This window comes from Streptomyces sp. 35G-GA-8 (assembly GCF_023534745.1).
Taxonomy (GTDB): domain Bacteria; phylum Actinomycetota; class Actinomycetes; order Streptomycetales; family Streptomycetaceae; genus Streptomyces.
In genome coordinates this window covers 109,803-136,400 of sequence record NZ_JAMHJQ010000017.1, presented here as the reverse complement: position 1 = coordinate 136,400, position 26,598 = coordinate 109,803, and the positions used below count along the sequence as shown (strand labels likewise).

The 26,598-nt window shown below is 71.5% G+C and carries 20 protein-coding genes, 1 other RNA gene and 1 pseudogene; 14 read left to right on the top strand and 8 right to left on the bottom strand.

The annotated features are described in order from the left end of the window. Positions 1-30 precede the first annotated feature (30 nt). The 4 genes from M1203_RS32305 to M1203_RS32290 form a co-directional block, all read right to left on the bottom strand. The gene (locus tag M1203_RS32305) at positions 31-918 is read right to left on the bottom strand and encodes a carbohydrate ABC transporter permease (protein WP_249953379.1); all 888 of its coding nucleotides are present in this window, start codon (positions 916-918) and stop codon (positions 31-33) included. Further along, positions 915-2,261 (bottom strand): carbohydrate ABC transporter permease, encoded by a 1,347-nt coding sequence (locus M1203_RS32300; RefSeq protein ID WP_249953378.1) that lies wholly within the window; start codon positions 2,259-2,261, stop codon positions 915-917. Before M1203_RS32300 ends, M1203_RS32305 begins: the two co-directional genes overlap by 4 nt. A gap of 4 nt (positions 2,262-2,265) precedes the next feature. After that, a complete protein-coding gene (locus M1203_RS32295) occupies positions 2,266-3,663 on the bottom strand; it encodes an ABC transporter substrate-binding protein (RefSeq protein ID WP_249953377.1) in 1,398 nt (465 codons plus the stop codon). A gap of 207 nt (positions 3,664-3,870) precedes the next feature. Next, positions 3,871-7,476 carry an FHA domain-containing protein gene (locus M1203_RS32290; protein ID WP_249953376.1) on the bottom strand — a complete coding sequence of 1,202 codons (3,606 nt, stop codon included), beginning with the start codon at positions 7,474-7,476 and terminating at the stop codon, positions 3,871-3,873. Positions 7,477-7,989: 513 nt separating this feature from the next. On the opposite strand from M1203_RS32290, the gene M1203_RS32285 reads away from it, so the two are divergent. From M1203_RS32285 to M1203_RS32265, 5 genes and pseudogenes are all read left to right on the top strand, one after another. Further along, on the top strand, positions 7,990-9,579 hold the full coding sequence (locus M1203_RS32285) for a serine/threonine-protein kinase (RefSeq protein WP_249953375.1): 1,590 nt from the start codon (positions 7,990-7,992) through the stop codon (positions 9,577-9,579). A 237-nt stretch (positions 9,580-9,816) separates the two neighbouring features. Beyond that, complete coding sequence (locus tag M1203_RS32280; RefSeq protein ID WP_249953374.1) at positions 9,817-11,067, top strand: protein kinase; 1,251 nt, start codon at positions 9,817-9,819, stop codon at positions 11,065-11,067. 453 nt (positions 11,068-11,520) lie between these two features. Beyond that, positions 11,521-12,627, top strand: coding sequence for a peptide chain release factor 2 (prfB, locus tag M1203_RS32275; RefSeq protein ID WP_249953373.1), 1,107 nt, complete (start codon positions 11,521-11,523; stop codon positions 12,625-12,627). A gap of 269 nt (positions 12,628-12,896) precedes the next feature. After that, positions 12,897-13,706, top strand: a pseudogene (locus M1203_RS32270) (hypothetical protein); the annotation flags it as partial. Between the two features lie 58 nt (positions 13,707-13,764). Beyond that, positions 13,765-13,887: a hypothetical protein gene (locus M1203_RS32265; RefSeq protein ID WP_374404535.1), complete on the top strand. Its 123-nt coding sequence runs from the start codon at positions 13,765-13,767 to the stop codon at positions 13,885-13,887. A gap of 84 nt (positions 13,888-13,971) precedes the next feature. Here the strand turns inward: M1203_RS32265 and M1203_RS32260 are convergent, their stop codons facing one another. Beyond that, entirely contained in the window at positions 13,972-14,166 is a 195-nt protein-coding gene (locus M1203_RS32260) for a hypothetical protein (RefSeq protein WP_249953372.1), read from the bottom strand. Positions 14,167-14,449: 283 nt separating this feature from the next. On the opposite strand from M1203_RS32260, the gene ftsE reads away from it, so the two are divergent. From ftsE to ssrA, 5 genes are all read left to right on the top strand, one after another. Further along, positions 14,450-15,139 (top strand): cell division ATP-binding protein FtsE, encoded by a 690-nt coding sequence (gene ftsE / locus M1203_RS32255; protein ID WP_030355142.1) that lies wholly within the window; start codon positions 14,450-14,452, stop codon positions 15,137-15,139. 44 nt (positions 15,140-15,183) lie between these two features. Continuing rightward, positions 15,184-16,101: a permease-like cell division protein FtsX gene (ftsX, locus tag M1203_RS32250; RefSeq protein WP_249953371.1), complete on the top strand. Its 918-nt coding sequence runs from the start codon at positions 15,184-15,186 to the stop codon at positions 16,099-16,101. A gap of 67 nt (positions 16,102-16,168) precedes the next feature. After that, positions 16,169-17,356 carry a S41 family peptidase gene (locus M1203_RS32245; RefSeq protein WP_249953370.1) on the top strand — a complete coding sequence of 396 codons (1,188 nt, stop codon included), beginning with the start codon at positions 16,169-16,171 and terminating at the stop codon, positions 17,354-17,356. A 34-nt stretch (positions 17,357-17,390) separates the two neighbouring features. After that, a complete protein-coding gene (gene smpB, locus M1203_RS32240; RefSeq protein WP_129769107.1) occupies positions 17,391-17,870 on the top strand; it encodes an SsrA-binding protein SmpB in 480 nt (159 codons plus the stop codon). 164 nt (positions 17,871-18,034) lie between these two features. Then, positions 18,035-18,421, top strand: a transfer-messenger RNA (tmRNA) gene (gene ssrA / locus M1203_RS32235). Positions 18,422-18,483: 62 nt separating this feature from the next. Here the strand turns inward: ssrA and M1203_RS32230 are convergent. Next, positions 18,484-19,860 carry an MFS transporter gene (locus M1203_RS32230; protein WP_249953369.1) on the bottom strand — a complete coding sequence of 459 codons (1,377 nt, stop codon included), beginning with the start codon at positions 19,858-19,860 and terminating at the stop codon, positions 18,484-18,486. An 82-nt stretch (positions 19,861-19,942) separates the two neighbouring features. Between M1203_RS32230 and M1203_RS32225 the strand changes: the two genes are divergently transcribed. Further along, positions 19,943-20,899, top strand: coding sequence for a LysR family transcriptional regulator (locus M1203_RS32225; RefSeq protein WP_249953368.1), 957 nt, complete (start codon positions 19,943-19,945; stop codon positions 20,897-20,899). Positions 20,900-20,981: 82 nt separating this feature from the next. Here M1203_RS32225 and M1203_RS32220 read toward each other — a convergent pair whose 3' ends face one another. Continuing rightward, positions 20,982-21,674 (bottom strand): RraA family protein, encoded by a 693-nt coding sequence (locus M1203_RS32220; RefSeq protein WP_249953367.1) that lies wholly within the window; start codon positions 21,672-21,674, stop codon positions 20,982-20,984. A gap of 104 nt (positions 21,675-21,778) precedes the next feature. Beyond that, the gene (locus tag M1203_RS32215) at positions 21,779-22,834 is read right to left on the bottom strand and encodes a LacI family DNA-binding transcriptional regulator (protein WP_249953366.1); all 1,056 of its coding nucleotides are present in this window, start codon (positions 22,832-22,834) and stop codon (positions 21,779-21,781) included. A 292-nt stretch (positions 22,835-23,126) separates the two neighbouring features. On the opposite strand from M1203_RS32215, the gene M1203_RS32210 reads away from it, so the two are divergent. The 3 genes from M1203_RS32210 (at position 23,127) to M1203_RS32200 (ending at position 26,534) form a co-directional block, all read left to right on the top strand. Continuing rightward, positions 23,127-24,503, top strand: a complete 1,377-nt coding sequence (locus M1203_RS32210; RefSeq protein WP_249953365.1) for a NarK/NasA family nitrate transporter — start codon at positions 23,127-23,129, stop codon at positions 24,501-24,503. Positions 24,504-24,699: 196 nt separating this feature from the next. After that, complete coding sequence (locus M1203_RS32205) at positions 24,700-25,854, top strand: uroporphyrinogen-III synthase (protein WP_249953364.1); 1,155 nt, start codon at positions 24,700-24,702, stop codon at positions 25,852-25,854. Between the two features lie 149 nt (positions 25,855-26,003). Then, positions 26,004-26,534, top strand: coding sequence for a GNAT family N-acetyltransferase (locus tag M1203_RS32200; RefSeq protein WP_249953413.1), 531 nt, complete (start codon positions 26,004-26,006; stop codon positions 26,532-26,534). The last annotated feature ends 64 nt before the right edge of the window (positions 26,535-26,598 follow it).

Here is a 26,598-nt window from a genome sequence, read left to right as displayed (position 1 = left end):
CCTCCCCCGCCAACACCATTGGCCACGACGTTACTTGACGGCTCCCGCCATCACGCCCGTCACGAACTGCCGCTGGAACGCGAAGAACACGACCAGCGGAATGATCATCGACACGAAGGCGCCGGGCGCCAGCACGTCGATGTTGTTGCCGAACTGCCGTACCTGCTGCTGGAGCGCGACGGTGATCGGCGGGTTCTTCGAGTCCGCGAAGATCAGCGCGACCAGCATGTCGTTCCAGACCCAGAGGAACTGGAAGATACCGAGCGAGGCGATCGCGGGACCGCCCAGCGGCATCACCACCCGTACGAACAGCCGTATCTCGCCCGCCCCGTCGAGTCGCGCGGCCTCCAGCAGCTCCCTCGGGATCTCCGCGAAGAAGTTCCGCAGCAGGAAGATCGCGAACGGCAGACCGAAGGCGACATGGAAGAGCACCACGCCGAACGTCGTCTCGAAGATGCCGACCGCGCCGAACAGCTTCGACACCGGCACCAGCGCGACCTGCACCGGGACCACCAGCAGCCCGACGACCACCAGGAACCACCAGTCGCGGCCCGGGAAGTCCATCCACGCGAAGGCGTATCCGGCGAGCGAGCCGATCACCACGACCAGGACCGTCGCCGGGACGGTGATCAGGATCGTGGAGAGCAGCGAGTTGGTGATCACGTCGTTGTCGAAGAGCCGAGAGTAGTTCTCGGTGGTGAGCTGCGCGGGCGCGGTGAAGACCTGCCACCAGCCGCTCGCGCTGATGTCCGTGGCGCCACGCAGCGAGGAGATCAGCAGACCGATCGTGGGCATCAGCCAGAACAGGCCCACCAGGACCAGGAAGACCCGCATCGCCCCGCCGCCCGCGCGGGCCGCGATCCTGCTCGCGAGGGGCTGCTTCGCCTTGACCTTGATCGCACCGTCGTTCGTGGTCATCGGCGAGTCTCCCTTCGCATGCGTCGTATGTTGAACAGCATCACCGGGATCACCAGCAGGAGCAGCAGCACGGCGATGGCGCTGCCCACGCCGAGATCCGCGTCCGTACCGAACGACGAGCGGTACAGCTGGAGCGCCAGTACGTTCGCGTCGTCCTGGGACGAGCCCGGCGCGATGATGAAGACCAGGTCGAAGATCTTCAGTACGTTGATCATCAGCGTGACCAGGACGACCGCGAGCACCGGCGCCAGCAGCGGCACCGTGATCCGGCGGAAGACCTGCCACTCGGTGGCACCGTCCACCCGCGCGGCCTCCATGAGTTCACGGGGCACGCTCGCGAGCCCGGCCGCGATCAGCACCATCGCGAACCCGGCCCACATCCAGATGTAGCTGCCGATGATGGCGGGCGTGACCAGGGAGGGCCCGAGCCAGTCCACGCCGTTGTACGGCTCCCTGAAGTTCGTCGCGGGCAGTCTGAGCTCCGCGCCGTCGGCCGCTTCCGGCAGGCTGAACGTACCGTCGGCGCCGGCGGTCGTGGAGGCGACGACCTTGCCGTCCTTGACCGCCTCCACCTTGATGCCCTTGAGGCCCAGTTCCTCGGCGTCGATGACATTGGGCTTGCCGCCGCCGCCCTTGGTGAAGTCCAGCCAGGCGGTGCCGGTGACCCGGCCGTCCTCCGGCCGCGCGGCCTTGGCCGGCGCCGCGTCGGAGGGCATCTTCGCGGGCGCGACCCCGACCAGCGGGAGCAGGACCTCGGTCCCGGCGCTCGCCGGCTCCTTGGTGACGAACGCGCCGCCGCCCGCGGGTTTCAGCGGATGCACCGGCAGCGGACGCGCTCGGGGGAAGCCCGCCGACTCATTGAATGTGTCGTGCACCCCCACCGCGACCGCGTTGGCGATGCCGCGCTCCGGGTCCTGCTCGTACACGAGCCGGAAGATGATGCCCGAGGCGAGCATCGAGATCGCCATCGGCATGAAGATGACGAGCTTGAACGCCGTGCTCCAGCGCACTCGTTCGGTGAGTACGGCGAAGATCAGCCCGAGCGCGGTGGCGATGGTGGGCGCCACCACCACCCAGATCGCGTTGTTCTTGACCGCGGTCAGGATGGTGTCGTCGGTGAAGAGCTCGATGTAATTGTCGAGCCCGGCGAAGCTGTCACCGGATTTGTCGAAGAACGACCGGTAGACCGAGAACCCGATGGGGTAGACCACGAGCGCGCCGAGCAGCACCAGCGCGGGCAGCAGGAATCCCGCCGCGACCAATTTACGTGTGCCTGTCACGCTCTTGCGTTTGCCCTTGACGGGGGGCGCCGTCGCGGCGCCCCCCGTGACCGCTGACTTCACCGCGTCAGCTCGTGTACGCCTTGGCCGCGGCCGTCTCCAGCTGCTGCTGGATCGCCGCGACGTCCTTCGGGTTCTTCAGGAAGTCCTGGAGCGCCTTCCACTCGCCCGCGCCCGGGGTACCGCCGAACGACTGCGGCATCTGGTCCGACATGTCGAAGCGGAAGCTGTCGCCCGCGGCGATCAGCGCCTTGGCGATGTCGCGCTGGACGTCGTTCGGGTACGCGGCGGGGTCCAGGGACTTGTTCGGCGAGACGAAACCGCCCGCCTCCGCCCAGATCTTCGCGGCGTCCGTGGACGCCAGGAAGGTCAGCAGCGCCTGCGCGCCCTTGGTGTCCTTGAGCGCCACGGCCGCGTCACCGCCGGTCACCACCGGGGCGTCGGGGCCCACCGCCGGGAACGGGAAGACCTTCGCGTCCGTACCGATCTTCGCCTCGGTCTGGCCGATGTTGACGCCGACGAAGTCACCTTCGAAGACCATCGCGCCCTTGGGCTGGTCGCCCCCGGTGAAGGTCTGGGTGACGGACGCGGGGAACTCCGTCTGGAGCGCGCCGTCCGTACCGCCCGCGATCAGGTTCGGCTTGCCGAAGAGCTGACCGAGCGTGGTGAGCGCGTCCTTCACGGAGCCGTCGGTCCACTTGATCTCGTGCTTGGCGAGCTGGTCGTACTTCTCCGGGCCCGCCTGGGAGAGATAGATGTTCTCGAACCAGTCGGTGAGCGTCCAGCCGTCCGCGCCCGCGACCGAGACCGGGGTGACACCCGAGGCCGAGATCGTCTCGGCCGTCTTCAGCAGATCCTGCCAGGTCTTGGGGGCCACGGCGCCCGCGTTCTCGAACGCGGCGTTGTTGTACCAGACCAGCGACTTGTTGGCGGCCTTGAAGTACACGCCGTACTGCGTGCCGTCCACCGCGCCGAGGTCCTGCCAGCCCTTGCCGTAGTTCTTCGCGAGCTGGGCCTTGGCCTCCGCGCCCGCGGGCTTGGCCCACTTCTTCTCCACGGCCTGCTGGATGGCGCCGACCTGCGGCAGCATCGCGACATCCGGCGGGCTGCCACCGGCTATCTTCGTCCCGAGGAAGTTGACGATCGGGTCCTGCGCGGGGACGAAGGTGACCGTCGCGCCCGTGCGCTTCTCGAACTCGCTGAGGACCTTGGTGAAGTTCTCCTGCTCGGGGCCGGTCCACACGGCCGCGACCTGGATCTTCTCGCCGTCCAGCTTGGGCAGTTGGACCGTGGCCGCGGGTGCCTTGCTCGCGCTGTCGCCCGACTCCTTGTCGTCGCTCGAATCGCCGCTGCAGCCGGTGAGGGCCACGGCGCCGGCGGCGACGATCGCCACGGCCGCCCGGCGCGTGCCGAGCCCGTTCCTACCGCTCCCAAGAGCCTTAAGTGCTCTACGAGTTGTGCGCATCACTGCCCCGTCTCTTCTCCCGTGTGCGTACGGATCTACGCATGCGGGACCGGCGACGCGGCCGTGACGTGGCAACGCTGCACTCGTCCCGTGCGGACAGTCCTACGCCGCGTGACCGGACGCCGCAATAGCGATCCTGGTGTAGGGCGGGGGATCGTGATGGGCTCGTGACGTGCCACGACGGACGTATGCCCTGTCCGGGGATCTTCAGGGGTGAGCCGGGGTCAGTGGTGCGACAGGTACGGCATTGACCGATCGGGCGGCCCGTTCGAGAGCGCTCGCGAGCAGCGCCAGATCCGTCGGGCCGTTGCCCAGCTCCCGGACCGGCCGGCGGGCCGGCGGATCGCCCATCCGCTCCCACTCCAGGGGCACGACCGTGGGCCGTAGCGTCGCCGTACGCGGGATACGGCCGGTGACCCGGCCGCCCTGGAACGGTGTGACCCGGCCGTCCGGATGCCCGAGCCGGCCACGGCCGGGTGCGGGATCGTCCGGGGAGGGCGCGACGGGCGGCGCGTCCAGCACGACCCGCAGCCGCGCGCCCTGGGCCAGCTCCGTGTCGACCGTACGGTCGGGGCGGGCCGAGGTGGCCACCAGATGGACGCCGAGCCGCTCGCCCTCCCTGGCCACGGCCTCCAGGGCCCGTACGACCGAACCGGCCGCGGGCCGTCCGGGGCTGCCGAGCGCCGGCGCGACCAGGGCGTCGAAGTCGTCGACCAGCACGACGAGTCGGGGGAGGGGCGCGGGGTCCTGGGGCCGCTGCCGTGTCTGCGGCTGTTCCGTACGGGCCGAGGTGGTCCTGAGCCGGAGCGTGCCGCTCGCGTGCGGGTCGGTCCGGTACGGGTCGGGGCGGTGCGGGTCCGTACCGTGCTGTTCACCCGCGCGCGGATCGGCTGAGCGCGGATCACTTCCGCGCGGGTCGGTGCCGCGTGGGTCCGTGCCACGCGGATCGGTGCCGCGTGGGTCGCTTCCGCGCGGGTCGGGGCGGGACTCGCCGCGCCTGCCCGCCCGTTGCTCGGCGGCGCTCGGCGAGCGCTGGCCGACTATCCGCTCCGCCACTTCGTGCCGGCTGTGCCACTCCGTGAAGTCCAGCCGCCCCAGCAACTCGGCCCGCCGCTTCAGCTCGGCCCCCAGAGCCTGGGCGAACTGCCGCATCCTGACCGGGTCGGAGGCGATCAAATGCTCGGTCACATGCGGCAGTTCCGTACAGACGGACAGCCCCTCGCCGCGCTCGCCCCCGGCGCCGTCGACCAACAGCAGGCCCAGCCGGTCGGGTCGGCCGGCGGCGGCCAGCGAGGCGGCGACGGAGCGCAGCAGCTCCGTACGGCCGCTCCCGGCCGGCCCCTCGATCAGCAGATGCGGGCCCTCTTCGGTCAGATCGACGCTCACCGGGCCGCGCGGCCCGGCGCCGAGGACCGCCGCGCAGTCGCCGGTGCGGTCGGCGGCGGACGCCCAACGGGCCATCAGGGACGCCGGGGTGGCCCGCGCCAGCCCCAGCTCGTCGAGCAGTCTGGCGGAGCGCGGGAGCGCCGCCGCGGGCCGTCCTCGGCTGCTCCCCGCCGACGCGCGCAGCGGCGCGAGCGCCCGTCCGAAACGATCCGCCCAGGCGGCGGAGACCGCGTCCACGACGGCGACCGTGCCATGCCCGGCGGGCTGCCCCACCGCCGTACGCAGCAGCCGCAGCGCGGTCGCCACATCACCGGTCAGCAGGGCGACGGCCCCGCACTCGCGGAAGGGGAGCGAGGCCGCGCACGCCATCTCGTAGGTCGCGGCGACCGGGGAGAGGGGCGAGGCGGCGTCCGTCTCGGCGAGACAGATGACATGGACACCCGCGGCGGCGCCCGCGCCGGCCAGCTGCGCCGTCGATTCGCGCAGCGCGGCGGTCCCGGGATCGCCGTCCACGATCACGACCGTGTACGGGCCGTCGTGGCGGGCGGCGGCCTCCGTGATGGTCCATGGGTCGGCCGAGGCCCAGCCGGGCCCCATGGGGCCGTCGTCGAGCCGCCGGGTCAGCTCGGCGGTCCTTGCCGTCGCCTGCTCGCGGTCGTAGGCGAGCAGCAGCCGGCAGTCCTGGCCATGGGCGGGCCGTACATGCGGCAGCCAGCCGAGCCAGCCCCAGTCCCGCCGGCGCTCCTCCAGGCTTCTCGTACGGTCCGTGCTGATCAGCACGATCTCCAGATCGGCGGGTGAGTGCAGCGCGGCGAGCTGGGCGACGACGGCCCTGCCCAGCCCCGCCAGCCGCTCCCTGGGGCCCGCCAGCCCCAGCGAACCGGCCTCACGCAGGCCGACGGTGACCGGCACGGAGGGCAGCGGTCCGCCGCCGTCCGAGGGGGCCCGGTCGGCCGTGCCGAGCCGGACCGCGAGCGCCTCGGGATGGCGGCTGTCGCGCTCCCACAGCCGGGGGCCGGGACCGAGCGCCGTCAGCAGCACCGCGGCCGGATCGGGCCAGGTCTCCGCGCGCGGGGCGCGCGCCTTCGTCCCCGAGGCGGACCGAGGGCCGGGGCCGGACTCCGGCAGCTCCTCGCCCCGGCCTCCGGTGAGCCGCCGGGCCCAGGCGCCTATGCCGCCGCGCCGCGAACCGGAGGTCCTGCTGTGCGACTGCGGGCCGTCGTCGGCCCCGCGCGCGTCCGGGCCCGCGACCGCGCCTGTCCCGTACGCCGGGTCCGGCGCCGCCGCCCTGCTGTGCGTCCCGTCGGGAAAGGCCCCTGTCGGGCGGTTGCCGTAGTGCGTATCGGCGCTGCGCGCGTCCGGCATGCTCGGGGCGCCGGGTGGATTGCCGTACTGCGGCCCCAGGACCCGGCTCGACGCGCCGGAGGGGACGGAGCCGCCGTACGCGCGGGGGGTGAAACCCTCGCCATGGCTACGGGTCTCCTCGCCCGGTCCGTCCCCAGGGGTACGGGCTCCCGGCACGGCCGGGCCGTGGGCCGGGGCCGGTTCGCGCCGCGCGCCGCCGTACTGCGGCCCCGGCGAGGCGCCCGAGGGGCCGTACGCGGAACCGTCCGTGGCGTAACCGCCGGTGCCGTACGCGCCCGTCTCCGGACCGTGGCCGGTGGCCGCTTCCGCCGCGGGGCTCCCGCCGCCGCGAACCGGGGCGGGGTGGTCTCCCGAGGAGCCGTACGGGGCGCCCCCCGGGCCGCTCTCCCCGCCGTACGGGAGCGGGTCCTGACCGTCCGGGCCCGGCCTGACGATCCGCAGATGGCCCTCGCCGTCCGGCGCCGTCGGCAACGCGGGCGCCCGGTCTCCGACCGTGAGCCGGAGCGCCGACTCACCGAGCCGCAGCAGGGCGCCGGGCGGCAGCGGGACCGGCCGGTTGCCCACCGCGACGCCCTCCAGCGTCGTCCCGTTCGTGGAACAGAGGTCCGCGACCGAGATCCGGCCGTCCTCGCCGACCGTCACCGCGCAGTGCAGCCGGGAGACGTCCGGGTCGTCCAGCGGCACATCGGCCTCGACGGACCGGCCGATCCTGATCTGTCCGCCGTGCAGCAGATGCACCCCGCCCGCGTCGGGGCCCGCGACCACATGGAGCTGGGCCGGGACGTCGTCGGCGGGCGCGTCGTCCTCGCCGGGGACCTGGAGGGAGAGCACCGCGCCGTCGATCAGCGGTGGCTCGCCGAGGGTGCGGCGCTGGGCGTCGAGCCGCTCGCGGCCCGCGTACAGGACGACGGAGCCGGAGGCGTCGGGGCCCGAGACGGCCGTGGCGAGCGCGGAGGCCACGGCGGCCAGCGCCGTCCCCGCGGGGGCGGTGACGAGCACGTCGCACGCGCGCCCGGCGGCATGGCCGCTGCGCGGCGCGAGGACGGTCAGCCGGATCTGCATCGCCGTCAGCGGTCCCTTCTGCGCGGGGTGCCCGACAGGGGAACAACCGCTGATCTCCCCCCACCGCGCACGGACGCGTCGTCCGGTACAGGTCGGCACGGGGCGGTGTGAATCCCCACTCCACACGTCACGTGCTGGGGGCATCCTCGCACCTGCCACTGACAACACGCCCGGGGACCGGCGACAAGTGATCTTGAATAGTCGGCTGTTGGCGCAAAAGTGCCTGCTTGCGAACGGCTTCGAGACGGCTTGGGACCGGGTGTGACGTCGTCCGTCCCGCTCTCCGGCAACCATCCGTACGATGCGAGCGTCTTTCTTTCGAACCCGACCGGACGAGGGCCGGGTCCGGGCCTGGTCCGGTCGGGTTCGAAGCCGTATCCGACCGGGATCGGACGGGGCCGGAGCGGGATCGGAAGCGGACGGGAGGGTGACTTGCCCGGCCCGTCTAGAGTGGGTCGGAGACCCGGCGGGGGCCGGGCGTGAGATGACCACGACCAGCAGGGAGCGCATGACGTGCGGCCGGTAGGCAGCAAGTACCTGCTTGAGGAGCCGCTGGGACGCGGCGCCACGGGCACCGTCTGGCGAGCCCGTCAGCGAGAGACCGCGGGCGCCGAGGCGGCCGTGGCCGGCCAGCCCGGCGAGACCGTCGCGATCAAGGTCCTCAAGGAGGAGCTGGCGAACGACGCGGACATCGTGATGCGCTTCCTGCGCGAGCGCTCCGTACTGCTCCGCCTCACCCACCCCAATATCGTGCGCACCCGCGACCTGGTGGTCGAGGGCGATCTCCTGGCGCTCGTCATGGATCTGGTCGAAGGTCCCGACCTGCACCGCTATCTGCGCGACAACGGGCCGTTCAGTCCCGTCGCGGCGGCCCTGCTGACCGCCCAGATCGCGGACGCGCTCGCCGCCAGCCACGCCGACGGCGTCGTGCACCGCGACCTCAAGCCCGCCAACGTGCTGCTCAAGAACGACGGCGAGCGGCTGCACCCGATGCTCACCGACTTCGGTATCGCGCGCCTCGCGGACTCCCCGGGACTGACCCGCACGCACGAGTTCGTCGGCACCCCCGCCTATGTCGCGCCGGAGTCCGCCGAGGGCCGTCCGCAGACCTCCGCCGTCGACATCTACGGCGCGGGCATCCTGCTGTACGAGCTGGTCACGGGGCGCCCGCCGTTCGCCGGCGCGACCGCGCTCGAAGTGCTCCACCGCCATCTCAGCGAGGAGCCACGCCGGCCCACCACCGTGCCCGAGCCGCTGTGGACGGTCATAGAGCGCTGCCTGCGCAAGGACCCGGACCAGCGGCCGAGCGCCGAGAACCTGGCCCGGGGACTGCGGACCGTCGCCGCCGGTGTCGGCGTGCACTCCACGCCCGCCCAGGTCGACGCCGCGCTGGGCGTCGGCGCGCTCCTCGCGCCGGACCCGGCTCCCGCGCCGGTGCCCGAGCTGCCGGGCGCGGCCGACCCGACGCAGGTCCTGCCGAGCAACGCGGGCTCGTACGACCCGGGCGCGGCCACCAGCGTCCTGCCCTCGACCGGCCCCGGCGCCGCGGACCCGACCTCGGTCATGCCGCCCGTACCGGCGGACCCCGAGGGCCCGCACCCCTGGCAGGGCCAGATGCGGGCCGCCCGCGACCGCAACGAGCAGACGCAGGTCCAGTACCTCGACCCGAGCCAGGACCCGCTCCGCCGCCGCCCGCAGCGGCAGCCCCAGCAGCCGCCCGCGCACCAGCGGCCCCCGGGTCCCCAGCACCAGCCACCGCCGCAGCGGTACGCGCCGCCCCCGCAGCAGCAGCCGTACGCACCGGCCCCGCAGCAGCGGTACGCGCCTCCGCAGCCGCCGCCTCCGCAGGCGCCGGCCCCCCGCCAGCAGCGCGAGCCGCGCCGGCGCGGCGCCAATCCGATGCGGATCCCGGGCCTGGGCTGCCTCAAGGGCTGTCTGTTCACGCTGGTCCTGCTCTTCGTCGCGGGCTGGCTCATCTGGGAGCTGACACCGCTTCAGGACTGGGTGGCCCAGGGCAAGGGCTACTGGACCGCGATCGGTGACGCGATCTCGACGGTGACGGACTGGATCTCGCAGCTGGGCGGCACGACCTCGGGACAGTGACACGGTTCCGGGACGGGTGACATGGGGTCCGGGACGGGTGACGCGGCGCCGGGACGCCGACCGGTCCCGGCGCGGCGGGGCCGCTCTCGTGCGGCGCGGACGACCTTTGTGCGGGGATGAGTCTCCCGGATCGTGCCATTTCCCCCCGCCGAAGTGGGTGACGGTCCCGACCAGGGCACGGAGCACCCCGATACCCGCGTACTTTGAGGGGCAACGCCAGCCGCTGAGGGAGCAGTCTTGGCACGGAATATCGGCAGCCGGTACACCGCCCACCAGATCCTGGGACGGGGCAGTGCCGGCACGGTGTGGCTCGGGGAAGGGCCCGAGGGCCCCGTCGCCATCAAGCTGTTGCGCGAGGACCTCGCGTCCGACCAGGAGCTGGTCGGACGCTTCGTCCAGGAGCGCACCGCCCTGCTCGGGCTCGATCACCCCCGGGTGGTCGCCGTCCGTGATCTGGTCGTGGACGGCAACGACCTCGCGCTCGTCATGGAGCTGGTCCGCGGTACGGATCTCCGTACCCGCCTCGACCGCGAGCGCCGGCTCGCCCCCGAGGCCGCGGTCGCGATCATCGCGGATGTCGCCGACGGGCTCGCCGCCGCGCACGCCGCCGGGGTCGTCCACCGCGACGTCAAGCCCGAGAACATCCTGCTCGACATGGAGGGCCCGCTCGGTCCCGGCGGCGCGCACCCCGCGTTGCTCACCGACTTCGGTGTGGCGAAACTCATCGACACCCCGCGGCGCACCAAGGCGTCCAAGATCATCGGCACCCCCGACTATCTCGCCCCCGAGATCGTGGAGGGCCTGCCGCCGCGTGCGGCCGTCGACATCTACGCGCTGGCCACCGTCCTGTACGAGCTGCTGGCCGGCTTCACCCCGTTCGGCGGTGGCCACCCCGGGGCGGTGCTGCGCCGGCATGTCACCGAGACCGTCGTACCGCTGCCCGGTATCCCCGAGGAACTGTGGCAGCTGCTCGTCCAGTGCCTGGCGAAGGCCCCGGCCTCCCGGCTGCGCGCCTCGGAGCTGGCGGCGCGGCTGCGGGAGCAGCTGCCGACGCTCGCGGGCATTCCGCCGCTGGACGTGGACGAGCCGGAGACGGAGCCCACCGAGCGGCCCTACGAGGAGCCGGGATCGTCGGCGGCGTCCGGGCACTCGGCGGCGGAGGAGCCGCGGCGGAGGGGGGCGGTTCCGCTTGTCCCCGGCGCGGTGCCCGACTCCAACCGGGACACGCATACGAGCATGCGGGTGCCGGGGCCGGACGAGCTGGCGGGCGGGGCGCGGGGTACGGCGCGGGCGCCGCGGTCCCCGGGGCAGCGGCGGCCGGGATCGGCGCGGCACAAGGCGGAGGCGGTACGGAAGCGCCGGATCAGGCTGGGGGCGGTGGGGGTGCTGCTGGCGGCCGCGGTGGGGGTGGGGGGCTGGCTCGCGATGAGCGAGGACGATGCGTCGGCGCCGGGGGAGTCCGGGCAGACGACGTCGCCGTCGCCGTAGCGGGTCCGCCGTCCGGCGGGGGGTGCGGTGCGCCTCCGGCGGGGGTGCGGGTGCGGGTGCGGGTGCGTGCGTTGTGGTGCCGGGGGCCGGGGTCTCCGGAGGTACATGTCCGGACGGCACGATTTACGGCGCGCAGCTGGCCTGTCGTTGGTTCGGGCGTCCGCGCGCCACAAATCACGCTTTAGTGTCCGGACACGCACCTCCTCCGACCCCGACCCCCTCCCGTCGGTGGTCGGCCCCACTCGGGGTGCCGGCTGGGGTTGGGGTGCCCTCTCGTTCCGGCTGTCGTCTTTCCGGTGGCGAGTGAGCCGAAGGGGCGCGGCGACGTCGAAAGGGAGAGCGCGCGGAGGTTCGTGAGGAACGAGCGAATCGAGCACGGTCGACCGTCGACGTCGGCATAAGGCGCCCCGGAGGCGAACCGAGCCCCCAAAAGTTAGGGGTTAGGCTGGTGCCGTGGCAGTCGTCGATGTATCCGAAGAGCTGAAGTCCCTCTCCTCGACCATGGGGTCGATCGAGGCCGTCCTGGACCTCGACAAACTGAGGGCAGACATCGCCGTGCTTGAGGAGCAGGCCGCGGCCCCGTCCCTCTGGGACGATCCCGAGGCGGCGCAGAAGATCACCAGCAAGCTTTCGCACTTGCAGGCCGAGGTCCGCAAGACCGAGGCGCTGCGCGGGCGCATCGACGACCTGGAAGTGCTCTTCGAGCTGGCCGAGGCCGAGGATGACGCGGACACCCGCGCCGAGGCCGAGTCCGAGCTGATGTCGGTCAGGAAGGCGCTGGACGAGATGGAGGTCCGTACCCTCCTCTCCGGCGAGTACGACGAGCGCGAGGCACTGGTCAATATCCGTGCCGAGGCCGGTGGCGTGGACGCCGCCGACTTCGCCGAGCAGCTTCAGCGGATGTATCTGCGCTGGGCCGAGCGGCACGGCTATCCGACCGAGGTCTACGAGACGTCGTACGCGGAGGAGGCCGGCATCAAGTCGACCATCTTCGTCGTCAAGGCGCCCTACGCGTACGGCACGCTCTCGGTGGAGCAGGGCACGCACCGCCTTGTCCGGATCTCGCCGTTCGACAACCAGGGCCGTCGGCAGACCTCGTTCGCGGGCGTCGAGGTGCTCCCGGTCGTCGAGTCCAGCGACCATGTGGAGATCGACGAGTCCGAGCTGCGCGTGGATGTCTACCGTGCCTCCGGCCCCGGCGGACAGGGCGTCAACACCACCGACTCCGCGGTCCGTATCACGCATATCCCGACCGGCATCGTGGTCTCCTGCCAGAACGAGCGCTCCCAGATCCAGAACAAGGCGAGCGCCATGAACGTCCTCCAGGCGAAGCTGCTCGAACGCCGCCGTCAGGAGGAGCAGGCCAGGATGGACGCGCTCAAGGGCGATGGCGGCAACTCCTGGGGCAATCAGATGCGTTCCTACGTTCTGCACCCCTACCAGATGGTCAAGGACCTGCGGACGGAGTTCGAGGTCGGCAATCCGCAGGGTGTGCTCGACGGTGAGATCGACGGATTCCTGGAAGCCGGAATTCGCTGGCGCAAGCAGCAGGACAAGTAAATTCGCGCTTTGTCGACAAGGGAACTGCCGTTCGTGGGGCGGCAGTTCCCTTTTACGTCACAGTTGCATCCCCGCACGCCGGACAACTGACGCGATATCGGTCATCGCACGCGCAACGACCTTGACGCGTATATGAAAACCGGCGACGCTGGCGCGTGGCATGCGTAATTCTGGGGCGCGTGAGACCGGGGGCGGAGTACGTGAACCCCCCGCGGCCGCTGCCCCGGACGCTGCACCATGACGAATGAGCTACTGGGGGTAGCAGGCAGATGACCAAGAAGACGCGGATCCGCGTGGCACGTGTGGCGGCCGGCGCGGTGATCGCCGCCGGTGCCTCACTGACCATCGCGGGCGCCGCTCAGGCCGTCGGTATTGGCGTGTCCACTCCGGTCGCCGATGTCGGTCTGGGTATCGGCAACGACGACACCACGGGTGGCAGCACGGACGGTGGCACCACCGACGGCGGCGCGACGGTCGGCACGACCGTGGGCGGTACGACCGACGGCGGCACCACCGATGGTGGGACGACGGACGGTGGCACCACTGACGGTGGTACGACCGACGGCGGCACCACGGACGGCGGGACCACCGATGGTGGGACGACGGACGGTGGCACCACTGACGGTGGTACGACCGACGGCGGCACCACGGATGGTGGGACCACCGATGGTGGGACCACGGACGGTGGCACGACCGACGGCGGCACCACCGATGGTGGGACGACGGACGGTGGCACCACTGACGGTGGCACGACCGACGGCGGCACCACGGACGGTGGCACGACCGATGGTGGCACCACTGACGGTGGTACGACCGACGGCGGCACCACGGACGGCGGGACCACCGACGGTGGCGCCACGGACGGTGGCTCCACCACCGGCGGCGGTACGGACGGCGGCTCCACCGGTGGCGCGACCACGGGTGGCGACAACACCGACACCGACAGTGTCGGCTCGCAGCCGGTCCAGCAGGGTGCGCCCAAGGAGGAGCTGGCGGAGACCGGCGCCGCCGAGACCACGTTCCTGCTGATCGGCGCCGCGACGATGATCGCCGGCGGTATCGGCTTCCGGATGCTGCCGCGNCGACACCGACAGTGTCGGCTCGCAGCCGGTCCAGCAGGGTGCGCCCAAGGAGGAGCTGGCGGAGACCGGCGCCGCCGAGACCACGTTCCTGCTGATCGGCGCCGCGACGATGATCGCCGGCGGTATCGGCTTCCGGATGCTGCCGCGTCTGGTCGGCGGTGGCCGTACGGCCGTCTGAACGCTGTAGTACGTAAACGCGAGGGGCTCGGACGCCGGTCAGGCGTCCGAGCCCCTCATGTTGATCCCGCGGGTGTCCTGGGTGTCAGGCGGGCTGATACGCGGCCATCAGCGCCACCGCGGCCACGAGCACCACCAGCAGTGTGAGCAGCGCCACCGGGCTGAGACCGCCCAGGGGGCCCCGCTGCTGGAGCCGCTCCCTGTTGGCGCGGCACACGCGGCAGCGGCCCTCGGTGACGGGTCCCGCGCAGTTGGCGCACACCAGTCTGTCGTAGGTCATGCGCATTCCTCCTCACCGCGCGGCGGAGCCGCAGCCAGTGTCTCTCCGCCCAACGCTTCGGGAAACACGACCGTTCCCCCCTCCACTCTGCCAGTTCTCGGCCGTTTCGGCGCGGTCGGCCGGATTCCTGGTGGACCTCACCGCTGGCGGTCCGGCGCCATCCGTGATAAATCGGCCCAAGCCCGCCCTCGGGCAGGGTTTCAACAATGGACGCGGACTGCGCGCGGCGGCGCGGGTCGCGTAAGGTCTCGCTCACCTACTCCCGGCCGACCGTGGTGCACCCGTGATCCGATTCGACAACGTCTCCAAGACCTACCCGAAACAGAACAGCCCCGCTCTGCGCGATGTCTCCCTTGAGATCGAGAAGGGGGAGTTCGTCTTCCTCGTCGGCTCGTCCGGTTCCGGAAAGTCGACCTTCCTGAGGCTGCTCCTGCGTGAGGAGCGCGCCAGCCATGGCATGGTGCACGTCCTCGGCAAGGACCTCGCGCGCCTGTCCAACTGGAAGGTGCCGCAGATGCGCCGCCAGCTGGGCACCGTCTTCCAGGACTTCCGGCTGCTGCCGAACAAGACCGTGGCACAGAATGTCGCGTTCGCGCAGGAGGTCATCGGCAAGTCCCGCGGCGAGACCCGCAAGTCCGTACCGCAGGTCCTCGATCTCGTCGGCCTCGGCGGCAAGGAGGACCGGATGCCCGGTGAGCTCTCCGGTGGTGAGCAGCAGCGCGTCGCGATCGCGCGGGCCTTCGTCAACCGTCCCATGCTGCTCATCGCGGACGAACCGACCGGCAACCTCGACCCGCAGACCTCCGTCGGCATCATGAAGCTGCTGGACCGCATCAACCGCACCGGTACCACCGTCGTGATGGCGACCCACGACCAGAACATCGTCGACCAGATGCGCAAGCGTGTGATCGAGCTGGAGAAGGGCCGTCTCGTGCGTGACCAGGCACGCGGCGTCTACGGCTACCAGCACTGAGCACCGAGCACCGAGCATTGAGCACCGAAAGCTGAAAGGACGCCATGCGCGCCCAGTTCGTCCTGTCGGAGATCGGCGTCGGTCTTCGCCGAAATCTCACGATGACCTTCGCGGTCATCGTCTCCGTAGCCCTCTCGCTCGCCCTGTTCGGCGGCGCGCTGCTCATGCGCGAGCAGGTCAGCGTGATGAAGGACTACTGGTACGACAAGGTCAATGTCTCCATCTTCCTCTGCAACAAGAACGACGCGGCGACCGCGCCCCAGTGCGCCAAGGGCTCGGTCACCAGCCAGCAGAGGCAGCAGATCGAGGCCGATCTGAAGAAGATGGACCTCGTCGAGACGGTCCACCACGAGACGGCCGACGAGGCGTACAAGCACTACAAGGAGCGGTACGGCGACACCCCGCTCGCCGCGACGATCACTCCGGACCAGATGCCGGAGTCCTTCCGCGTGAAGCTGGAGGACCCCGAGAAGTACAAGGTGGTGGCGACGGCCTTCGCGGGCCGGGACGGAGTCGAGTCCGTCCAGGACCAGCGGAATATCCTGCAGAACCTCTTCGACCTGATGAACGGCATGAATATCGCGGCGCTCTGTGTGATGGCGCTGATGCTGATCATCGCGTTGATGCTGATCGTGAACACCGTTCGCGTATCGGCGTTCAGCCGGCGCCGGGAGACCGGGATCATGAGGCTGGTCGGCGCCTCCAGCTTCTATATCCAGATGCCGTTCATCATGGAGGCCGCGTTCGCCGGACTGATCGGCGGTGTGGTCGCCTGCGCCATGCTTCTGGCGGGCCGCTACTTCCTGATCGACAACGGTCTCGCGCTCGCCGACAAGATGGAACTCGTCAACTTCATCGGCTGGGACGCGGTGCTCGCCAAGCTTCCGCTGGTGCTCGCGATCGGTCTGCTGATGCCCGCCGTGGCGGCCTTCGTCGCCCTGCGCAAGTACCTCCGGGTGTGACAAGCGCCCCTGACGCGGAGGCGACAAGCACCGTTCTGCCGTTCGGTGTTGTCCTAGACTCAACCTCATGTCGGGTTCCGAGTTGCACCAGTTGCACCGAACGTCCCGCGGTGTCCGCCGCGGGGCGGCCCTGACATTGCTCTTTGTGAGCGTGCTCGCCACGGGCGCGGCGACGGGCGCCCTGCCGTACGGCGAGGAGGACCCGCCCCGCGTGCACACCCGGCCCGTGGCGTCGACGGCCGACCGCGACGAGGTCGCCAGGGCCGTCGCGGAGGCCATGGCCAACGGGAAGTCCGGCACGGAAGCGGCCGAGGAGGTCGTCAGCCGCAGTGGCGACCGCTGGGGCTCGGTCTACGACAAGAGTGAGTACGAGGAGTTCCAGCGGGCCCTGGACGGCTCGTACACCGGCGTCGGACTCTGGGCGAGACGTACCGTCGGCGGTCTGGTCGAGGTCACCCGGGTCCACCCCGGCGGCCCGGCGCAGAAGGCCGGTATCGGGCCCGGCGACATCATCAGGGACATCGACGGCCGCGGTATCGGACAGCGGCCCGTCACGGACGTCATGGCGCTGCTGCGCGGCGAGAGGAAGAGCGACGGCGCGTCCGTCGTCGGTTCCACGGTCGTGCTCGGTCTGGAGCGGGACGGCCACCGCTGGACGGAGAGCCTGCGCCGCGCCCGTCTCAGCACCGAATCCGTCACGGTCGACACGATCGAGGGCGGTGTGCTGCGGATCAAGGTCGACGCGTTCACCAAGGGGACGGGCCAGCGGGTACGGGACGCGGTCCGTGCCGCGCCGAAGGGCACCGGTGTCCTTCTCGATCTGCGGGGAAACGCGGGCGGTCTGGTCGCCGAGGCCGTCACCGCCGCCTCCGCCTTCCTCGACGGCGGTCTGGTCGCGACGTACGACATACGGGGCGAGCAGCGCGCGCTGTACGCGGATCCCGGCGGCGACACCGGCCGCCCGCTGGTGGTGCTGGTGGACGGGGGCACGATGAGCGCCGCGGAACTGCTCACCGGCGCCCTCCAGGACCGCGGCCGGTCGGTCACTGTCGGCTCGCGCACGTTCGGCAAGGGCTCGGTCCAGATGCCGAGCGCGCTTCCCGACGGCTCCGTCGCGGAGCTGACCGTCGGCACGTACCGCACGCCGGCCGGCTACGGGGTGGACGGCCGGGGCGTCACCCCGGACCTCCAGGTGAGCGAGGACGCCCAGGGGCGGGCGAGGTCGGTACTGAGCGGGCTCGGCGGCGCGGAGTAAAGAAGTTGCGCCGGGGTGAGAAAATGGCGGGACTATGGCTAAGGAAACTGGGCGCAAACTGATCGCGCAGAACAAGAAGGCGCGGCACGACTACCTCATTATCGACACATATGAGTGCGGTCTCGTGCTGACGGGTACCGAGGTGAAGTCCCTGCGCCAGGGACGGGCCTCCCTGGTGGACGGGTTTGTCCAGATCGACGGACACGAGGCATGGCTGCACAACGTCCATGTGCCCGAGTACACGCAGGGGACCTGGACCAACCACTCCGCCCGGCGCAAGCGGAAGCTGCTGATGCACCGGGTCGAGATCGACAAGCTGGAGTCGAAGTCGCAGGAGACGGGTCACACGATCGTGCCCCTCGCGCTGTACTTCAAGGACGGCCGGGCGAAGGTCGAGATCGCGCTGGCGAAGGGCAAGAAGGAGTACGACAAGCGGCAGACGCTCCGCGAGAAGCAGGACCGGCGCGAGACCGACCGGGCGATCTCGGCGGCGAAGCGGCGTCAGCGGGCCTGACCGGGTCCACCGGGTCCGCCGGGTCCGCCGGCGGTCCTGATCGGGGCCGCTTCGGCCGGCCGGGCGGAATAGGCTGGCACCGTCGCGCGTTGGTCACGTAAGATGGGTCCCGCACCTCACAGCGGGTGCGCGCTCGAAAATGAGCACGATTGAAAAAACAACATGGGGATGATCGGTTTCGACAGCGGATGTCGAAGCAGGTGAAGCGAGCCGAGGAAGCGGCAATGATCTCGTTAACCATATGTCGCAAACAATAATCGCCACTTCTAAGCGCGATTCCTCCGCCTTCGCCCTCGCTGCCTAATTAGCAGCTAGCGAAGACTCTGCGGAGTGTCAGCCCGGGGCTGTTCCCGACCCGGATCCTGGCATCAGCTAGGGAACTAAACCTCTGAGCCCGGTCACGGGGAGCAGAGGGAAACCAAACAGTGACTGAGCCCGTCGGAGACTTGTCCGTGTGATCTCCGGGGCCGAGAAAAGCGAAACGGACTGCGCTCGGAGAAGCCCTGGTTCCGCACCGTTGGACGCGGGTTCGATTCCCGCCATCTCCACAATTCCCATGTGCACAATTGAATATCGTCTCGATGAATACCACGGGCGAAGGCCCCGCTGCTCCTCAGGCAGCGGGGCCTTCGTCATGTCCGAAGCGGCGCGCACCGGCCGACGCGATGAGCAGGGCGAGCAGCGCGGCGCCGAGGGGGAGGGCGTAGCCGTGGGCCGGGTCGGTGTGCTCCACGGTCCAGCCGCCGGCCGCCGCACCGGTGGCTATGCCGGCCAGCAGCGCGGTGACGGCCAGCGTCATCCCCTCGTTGAGCCGGCTCGCCGGGGTGAGGCGCTGGACGAGCGTCATGCCCGTCACCATCGTCGGGGCCGTCGCCGCGCCCGCGATCAGCAGCCCGCAGGCGAGCAGCGGCAGCGACCCCGACGCCCCGGCGGTCGCCGCGAGCAGGGGCAGGGACAGCAGCGCCGACATCGCGGCGATGCACAGCACCAGCCGCCGCCCGAGCCGGCGGGCCGGGCGCAGCGCGCCGAGCAGCAGACCCGCGGCGCACGACCCGGCGGCCTGGAGCGCGAGCACCGCGCCCGCCCACGCCTGGTGGCCGCGGTCGTCCGCGAAGGCCAGTGTGACGACCTCCGTCGCGCCGAACACGGCGCCCGTGGCGAGGAAGACGGCGAGCAGGGCGGCCAGCGCGGGCGAGTGGAGCGGGGCGCGCGCCGCGTCCGTACGGCCGGTGGCGGGCGGCTCGGTGGAGCGCTGCGCCGCGAAGATCAGTACGCCGGTCAGCAGCAGGATCGCTCCGGTCAGCGTGCCCGCCTCCGGGAAGAGCGCGGTGCACAGGAAGGCGGCGAGCACCGGGCCCAGCATGAAGCAGAGTTCGTCGGCCGCCTGCTCGAAGGAGTTGGCGGTGTGCAGGGCCGCGGCGTTCTCGGGGGTCGCCTCGCGGTGCAGATGGGCCCAGCGGGCGCGGGACATCCCGCCGGTGTTGGGGGTGGTGGCGGTCGCGGCGTAGGCGGCGAAGAGCGTCCAGTCCGGCGCGTCGTACCGCACGCACAGGAGCAGCGCGAGCGAGCCGAGTGCGGCGATCACGGTGGCGGGCACGGCGATACGGGCCTGTCCGTACCGGTCGACGAGCCGGGCGGTACGGGGCGCCACCAGGGCGGTGACCGCGAGGCCGGTGGCGGTGACGGCGCCGGCCAGCGCGTAGGAGCCGCGTGATCCGGCGATCATGATCACGGCGCTGACGCTGAACATGCCCATCGGGAGCCGGGCGAGCAGATTCCCGGCGGTGAAGGCGCGGGTGCCGGGGATCGCGAAGAGCCGGGCGTACGGGTTGCCGCGGCGGCCCGCCGTCCGGGCCGGACGCGAAGGTTCCGGCGGCCCGGGTGTGCGTGGCGGCTCGGGGGCGAAGCGGGCGTCGTACCGCCGTGCCAGCACCAGGTTGTCGCCCGTGACGGCCAGCAGAGGAGTGTCGGGTGTGAGGGAATTCGGCATGCTCACACCCTCGGTGCACCGGCCGTTCCCGGTCCAACACCTGCTCACTGGCCATTCACGCAGGTGTGTTGTTAAATGCGGCATGCCCCGAGACATCGATCCCCGGCTGCTCCGCGGCTTCGTCGCCGCCGCCGAGGAACTGCACTTCACGCGGGCCGCCGCCCGGCTGTATGTCGCCCAGCAGGCGCTCAGCCGCGATATCCGGCGGCTGGAGCGTGAGTTGGGCGCCGAGCTGTTCGTAAGGACCACCCGCCAGGTGACGCTGACGGCCGAGGGCGAGCGGCTGCTGCCGTACGCCCGGGGCGTGTTGGCGGCCCAGGACGCGCTGCTGACCGCCCGCGCCGCCGGGGAACGGCCGCTGCTCGTGGATCTCAACACCGAGGGCATGGTCTCGGGGCGCGTGCTGGCGCGGGCACGCGAACTCGCCCCGCACCATGAGCTGATGGCCCGCTTCGAGAGCGGCCTGACCCGCGCCGCCACCGAGATCCTGGCAGGCCGGCTCGACGCCTCCTTCGGATACGCCGACGGACTCGCGCCCGCCCTCCGCTCCGGCCTCGCCCGTCAGCTCGTACGGTACGAGCCCCTGGCCGTGCTGCTGCCGTACGATCACCCGCTGGCCGACCGCGCCGAGGTGCCGCTCGACGCGCTCGCGGGCGAGAGCGTGTACGCGGGGGCGGGCAACCCCGGGACCCTGGAGTGGACGGATCTGGCGCGGCGGCTCTTCGCGGGGCGCTCCATCGCACTGGCCCCGCCCGCGCCGATGGCGGTGGGGGCCGAGGAGTTCCGGCGGGTGATGGCCAAGCACCGTACGCCCGTACTCACCGTGGTGGACTTCCCGGAGATGCCGGGGGCCGTGCTGCGCCCGCTCGTCGATCCCGTACCTCTGTCACCACTGTCGCTGGTGTGGCGCAAGGGGCTGAAACATCCGGGAGTTGACGCTCTGCGCACCGCCGCCGACGCCCTCGCCGCGCACGAGGGGTGGCTGGAACGCGTCCCCGGCGGCTGGCTCCCGGCCGGGGCCGACCCCGGCGATGCCTGATCACCCGGCCCGACCGGCTGTCCGCCCACGACGGCTCCGGGGTCGGCCGGCGGACAGGACGCGGATCCCGATCGCGCCCCGGCTACTCCTCGATCGCCCCGCCGATCCGCCGCAGATGGTGTCGGAACGTGTACTCCGGATCGGCCGCGCGCCGCGCCAGATAGTCGTCGAAGGCCGTCTGCCGGCGCAGCGTCTCGCCCGCCACGATCTTGCGGGCCTGGTCGCGCTCGGTCTCCCGGATGCGGTGCGCGGTCGTCAGTACCTGTTCGACGTGCTCGGCGGCGACGAACACCACACCGTCCTCGTCACCGAAGACCACATCGTCCGCGCTCACCAGATGTGCCCCGAACCGGGCGGTGTCCAGCGCCTCCGGCTCCCGCTCGTCCAGCCGTACGGGGCCGGGCGGATAGCTGCCGTAGCTGAACACCGGAAGGCCGATCTCGGCCAGTTCAGGAGTGTCCCGGTGCAGCCCCCACACCGCGAGACCACTCACCCCGGCGGCCTCGGCCTCCAGCACCGCCAGATCGCCGACGCACGCCTCGTCCGTCCGGCCGCCGTTGTCGATGACAAGTACATCGCCCCGCTCGGCCCGGCCGAACACCTCCAGGAACACGTCCACGCTCCCGTAGTGCCGTACCGGCAGCGCGCGTCCCGCGACGCGGTGCCCGCGGACGACGGCACCGATCCCGGGCGGCGCGACGCGCAGCGGTACGTCGTGGCGGACGCAGGCGTCGGCCACCAGCGGCGTGGACAGATCGGCGAAGGCCTTCAGCACGGCGTTCTCCCTGGCTCGGCTCCCATGGCCGTCCACGGCACACGGATGCGCCGGACGGCGAGGCGATCCTAACGGCGGACGGTCTCCCCGCGGCGGCCGAGGGGTCAGGGTGCGACCGGGAACGCGGAGCTCTCGCGGACGATTAACTCCGGTGGCAGCAGGACGTGCTCCGGGGTTCCCCGCGGGTCCGCGATTCTGGCCAGGATCATGCGGGTGCAGGCGCGGCCGACCTCTTCGAGGGGCTGGCGGAGGCTGCTCAGGCTGGGGGAGAGCAGGGCGGCGGCGGAGGAGTCGTCGAAGCCGACGACCGCGACGTCGCGGCCGGGCAGCCGGCCGCTGTCGCGCAGCGCGCGGTAGCAGCCGAGAGCGAGGGTGTCGCTGGCCGCGACGACCGCCGTCGTGCCCGCGGGGAAGAGACGGGCGACCGCGTCGCGCGCGGCGTCGACGTCTTCGATCGCGTTGACCCGCAGATCCCGGACGGACAGGCCGTGCCGGCGCATGGCCTCCCGCCAGCCCCGGTCCCGGTCGTCGCCGACGCCCGAGCCGCGCGGCCAGCCGAGGAAGGCGATCCTGCGGTGGCCCAGCGCGACGAGATGGTCGACGGCCGCCGCCGTGCCGTGGGCGCCGTCGACATCCACCCAGTCGCCGACCGAACGGGCCGACCAGGGGCGGCCGAAGGCCACGAAGGGGATGTCGCGCTTGCGCAGCCAGCCGGGGCGCGGGTCGCCGCGGTAGGTGTTGCTCAGGACGAACGCGTCGACCGACTGTTCGCGCAACAGCTCGGCGTAGCAGTCGGGTTCGTCCGCCGGGTCCAGGGGCGCGGCGAAGAGCAGTACGCGGTAACCGGCCTGGTTGGCGGAGTCCGAGAAGGCGTGCAGGAAGTGTTCCATCACCGGCCCCGAGACCCCGTCGGGCGACGCCTGGACGCCGTACCCGATCAGCCGGCTGGAGCGGGTACGCAGCGAACGCGCCGCCTGGTGCGGCCGGTAGTCCAGCTCCGCTATCGCCCGCTGGACCCGTTCCAGGGTTCCCGGGGCCAGCAGATCCGGGGAGTTGAGCGCGTTGGACACCGTCTGGGGTGACACACCTGCCCGCTGGGCGACCAGTGCCAGGGTGGCCGGCTTGTCCTTGCGCCCGCCGGACGTGGTCGTACGTGCCATCAGTCGCCTCCGTCTCCGGGTGCCGTCCACTCGACAAGCGGTGGTACCGCGCCAGTTCGGGGTGGCATGCGGGAACAGTCGGTGTTCGATCTTGTCGCGTACAGAATCCCATACGCACGCGCGGGCCACGCAGTCCTTTATGCGGGGTGGCTCTTCGTCGTCCGGAACACTCACAGCCGAACCCGAGCACGGGTGAGAGCAAGGTTGCGCGCCGGTCACCTCGTGGAACGGGGGCGAAACGCGGCGTCCCTACGGTCGGGACCACCATTCGATTCCCCTCCTTGGAGGCGTGATGACTGCCCCGACCACCACCACCGCAGCACGCAAAGGGGGCCGCTGGATCGAGCGGTGGGATCCGGAGGACACCGACTTCTGGCGGACCACCGGCGAGCGGACGGCCCGCCGCAATCTGCTCTACTCCGTGCTCTCCGAGCACATCGGGTTCTCCATCTGGACGCTGTGGTCGGTGATGGTCCTGTTCATGGGGCCCGAGTACGGCATCGACCCGGCCGGGAAGTTCTTCCTGATCGCCATGGCGACGCTGGTCGGCTCGCTCGTGCGGGTGCCGTACACCTTCGCCGTCGCCCGGTTCGGCGGCCGCAACTGGACGATTCTCAGCGCCTTGCTGCTGCTTCTGCCGACGGGCGCCGCGTACGCCGTGATGGAGCCGGGGACCTCGTACACGACCTTTCTGGTCGTCTCGGCGCTCACCGGCATCGGCGGCGGCAACTTCGCCTCCTCGATGACGAACATCAACTCCTTCTTCCCGCTGCGGAAGAAGGGCTGGGCGCTGGGGCTCAACGCGGGCGGCGGGAACATCGGCGTGCCCGTCGTGCAGTTGGTCGGGCTGCTGGTGATCGGGACGGCCGGGGCCGCCCATCCGCGGCTCGTGCTGGGTTTCTATCTCCCGCTGATCGTCGTCGCCGCGGTGTGCGCGGCGCTGTTCATGGACAATCTGGCGCCCGTCCGCAATGACACCGGGGCGGCGCGGGAGGCCGTGCGGGACCGGCACACCTGGATCATGGCGGTGCTCTACATCGGGACATTCGGGTCGTTCATCGGCTACAGCTTCGCCTTCGGGCTGGTGCTCCAGACCCAGTTCGGGCGCACCCCGTTGCAGGCCGCCTCGGTCACCTTCGTCGGGCCGCTGCTCGGATCGCTCGTACGGCCCGTCGGGGGCATGCTCGCCGACCGGTACGGCGGCGCCCGGATCACGCTGTGGACCTTCGCCGCGATGGCCGTCGCGACCGGCGTCGTCGTCCTTGCGTCGGTGACCGGATCGCTGACCGTCTTCCTCGTCGGGTTCGTCGCGCTCTTCCTGCTGACCGGCCTCGGCAACGGGTCGACGTACAAGATGATCCCCGGGATCTTCCACGCCAGGGCGCTGGAGCGGGGGATGACGGGCGAGCGGGCCGCCGCGTACGGACGCCGGCTCTCCGGGGCGTCGATGGGGCTGATCGGGGCCGTCGGGGCGCTCGGCGGGCTCGCCATCAACCTCGCCTTCCGGCAGTCGTTCCAGACCGCGTCCACCGGCACCCCGGCGTTCGTCGCGTTCCTGCTCTTCTACGCCGTCTGCTTCTGCCTCACCTGGGCGGTATACCTTCGCGGGGCTCCGGCCGGGCCCGCGCCGGCGGCGGCGGAGCCCGCGCTCGGTTACGCGCGGGTGTGAGACCAGGGGGCGGCGACGGCGCACAAGGGGAGCGTGTGCCGGTGGCACACCTACGCGACCGTGCGCGGGGCCGTGTCACGTAACGCGCCGGAAATGCCCGTGGACCCCGCCTGTCACGCGTGTTTGACAGGCTCGGCGGCTCCATCCGTACGAGCCTTCCGTACGGCATCCGAGGCCGACGGGCGAGAGGAGAGGCATGGACGCCCAGCAGCACGACGCCCAGCAGCACGGCCCCCTCGCGGGCTTCACGATCGGGGTCACCGCCGCCCGGCGCGCCGATGAGCTGGGCGCGCTGCTCCGGCGCCGAGGCGGGGCAGTCGTCCACGCACCCGCCCTGCGGATCGTGCAGCTCGCCGATGACACGGAACTGCTCTCCGCCACCAAAGAGCTGATCGACGAGGTGCCCGATGTGGTCGTGGCGACCACCGCCATCGGCTTCCGCGGCTGGATCGGCGCCGCCGACGGATGGGGGCACGGCGAGGAACTTCTCGCCTGTCTGCGCGGTGTCGAACTGCTCGCCCGTGGACCCAAGGTGAAGGGCGCCATCCGCGCCGCCGGGCTCACCGAGGCGTGGTCGCCCAGCTCCGAGTCCATGGCCGAGGTCCTCGACCGGCTGCTCGGTGAGGGCGTCGAGGGCCGCCGGATCGCGCTCCAGCTGCACGGCGAGCCCCTGCCCGGGTTCGTGGAGGCGCTACGGGCCGGGGGCGCCGATGTCGTCGTCGTACCCGTCTACCGCTGGATGCCTCCGGAAGATCTCGCCCCGGTCGACCGGCTCATCGACGCGACCGTCGCCCGCGCCGTGGACGCCGTCACCTTCACCAGCGCGCCCGCCGCCGCCTCCCTGCTGTCGCGCGCCGATGAGCGCGGCCGGCTGCCCGAGCTGCTGGCCGCCCTGCACCACGACGTGCTGGCCGCCTGCGTCGGGCCCGTCACGGCGCTGCCGCTCCAGGCGCGGGGCGTCGACACCGTCCAGCCGGCACGCTTCCGGCTCGGGCCGCTCGTCCAGGTGCTCTGTACGGAGCTGCCGGGGCGCGCCCGGACGCTGCCGGTCGCGGGCCACCGCGTCGAGATCCGCGGTCACGCGGTCCTGGTCGACGGCGATCTGCGGCCGGTGCCGCCCGCCGGAATGGCGCTGCTGCACGCGTTGACCCGGAAGCCCGGCTGGGTGGTGTCGCGGGCGGACCTGCTGCGCGCGCTCCCGGGCTCGGGCCGCGACGAACACGCCGTGGAGACCGCGATGGCCCGGCTGCGGACCGCGCTCGGCGCCCCGAAGCTGATCCACACCGTGGTCAAGCGCGGCTACCGGCTCGCGCTGGACCCGTCGGCCGACTCCAAATACGCGGACGTGTGAACGTACGCGTGAAAGAACGCGTGACCTGGGTCCTGCCGGCCGGACAGGACCCAGCGGACGCGACGGCGGTCGCGGGGCGCGGTCCGTACGGGGCGCGGTCCGTACGGGGTGCGGGCGGTGCCCGCCCGGCCCGTGGGTACCGTACGAAGATGTCCCACGACTCCTCGATCCGCCTCAGGCCCGCCACCCCCGACGACGCCGAACTCGTCACCGAGGCACTTCTCCGCAACAGGGGTCACTTGAGCCCCTGGGAGCCGGACCGCCCCGCCGACTTCTACACCCCGAGGGCCCAGGCCAACCGGCTCTCCGATCCCGCCGTCCGGCGCTGGCACCTCGTGGACGACGGCCGTATCGTCGGCGAGGCGACGCTCCTCAACATCGCTCTCGGACCGTTTCGGAGTGCGAATATCGGCTACTGGATCGATGCCGCGTACACCGGCCGAGGTCTGGCGACCCGCGCGGTCGGAGAGGTCTGCCGCGCCGCGCGTGACCAGCTGGGTCTGCACCGCCTTGAGGCGGCCGTGGTCCTCGCCAACACCGCCTCGCGGCGCGTGCTGGGCAAATGCGGCTTCGAGCTGATCGGTACGGCGTCGGGCTATCTCCACATGCACGGCGAGTGGCGCGATCACCACCTCTTCCAACGCGTCCTGCACAACGGCCCGCCGAACGCGGCCGGGTAAGGGCCTTCGGGAAATCCGCCGACACCGCCACCGGTAGCAGGGGTTCCGGCCGCGTCCCGGGGCA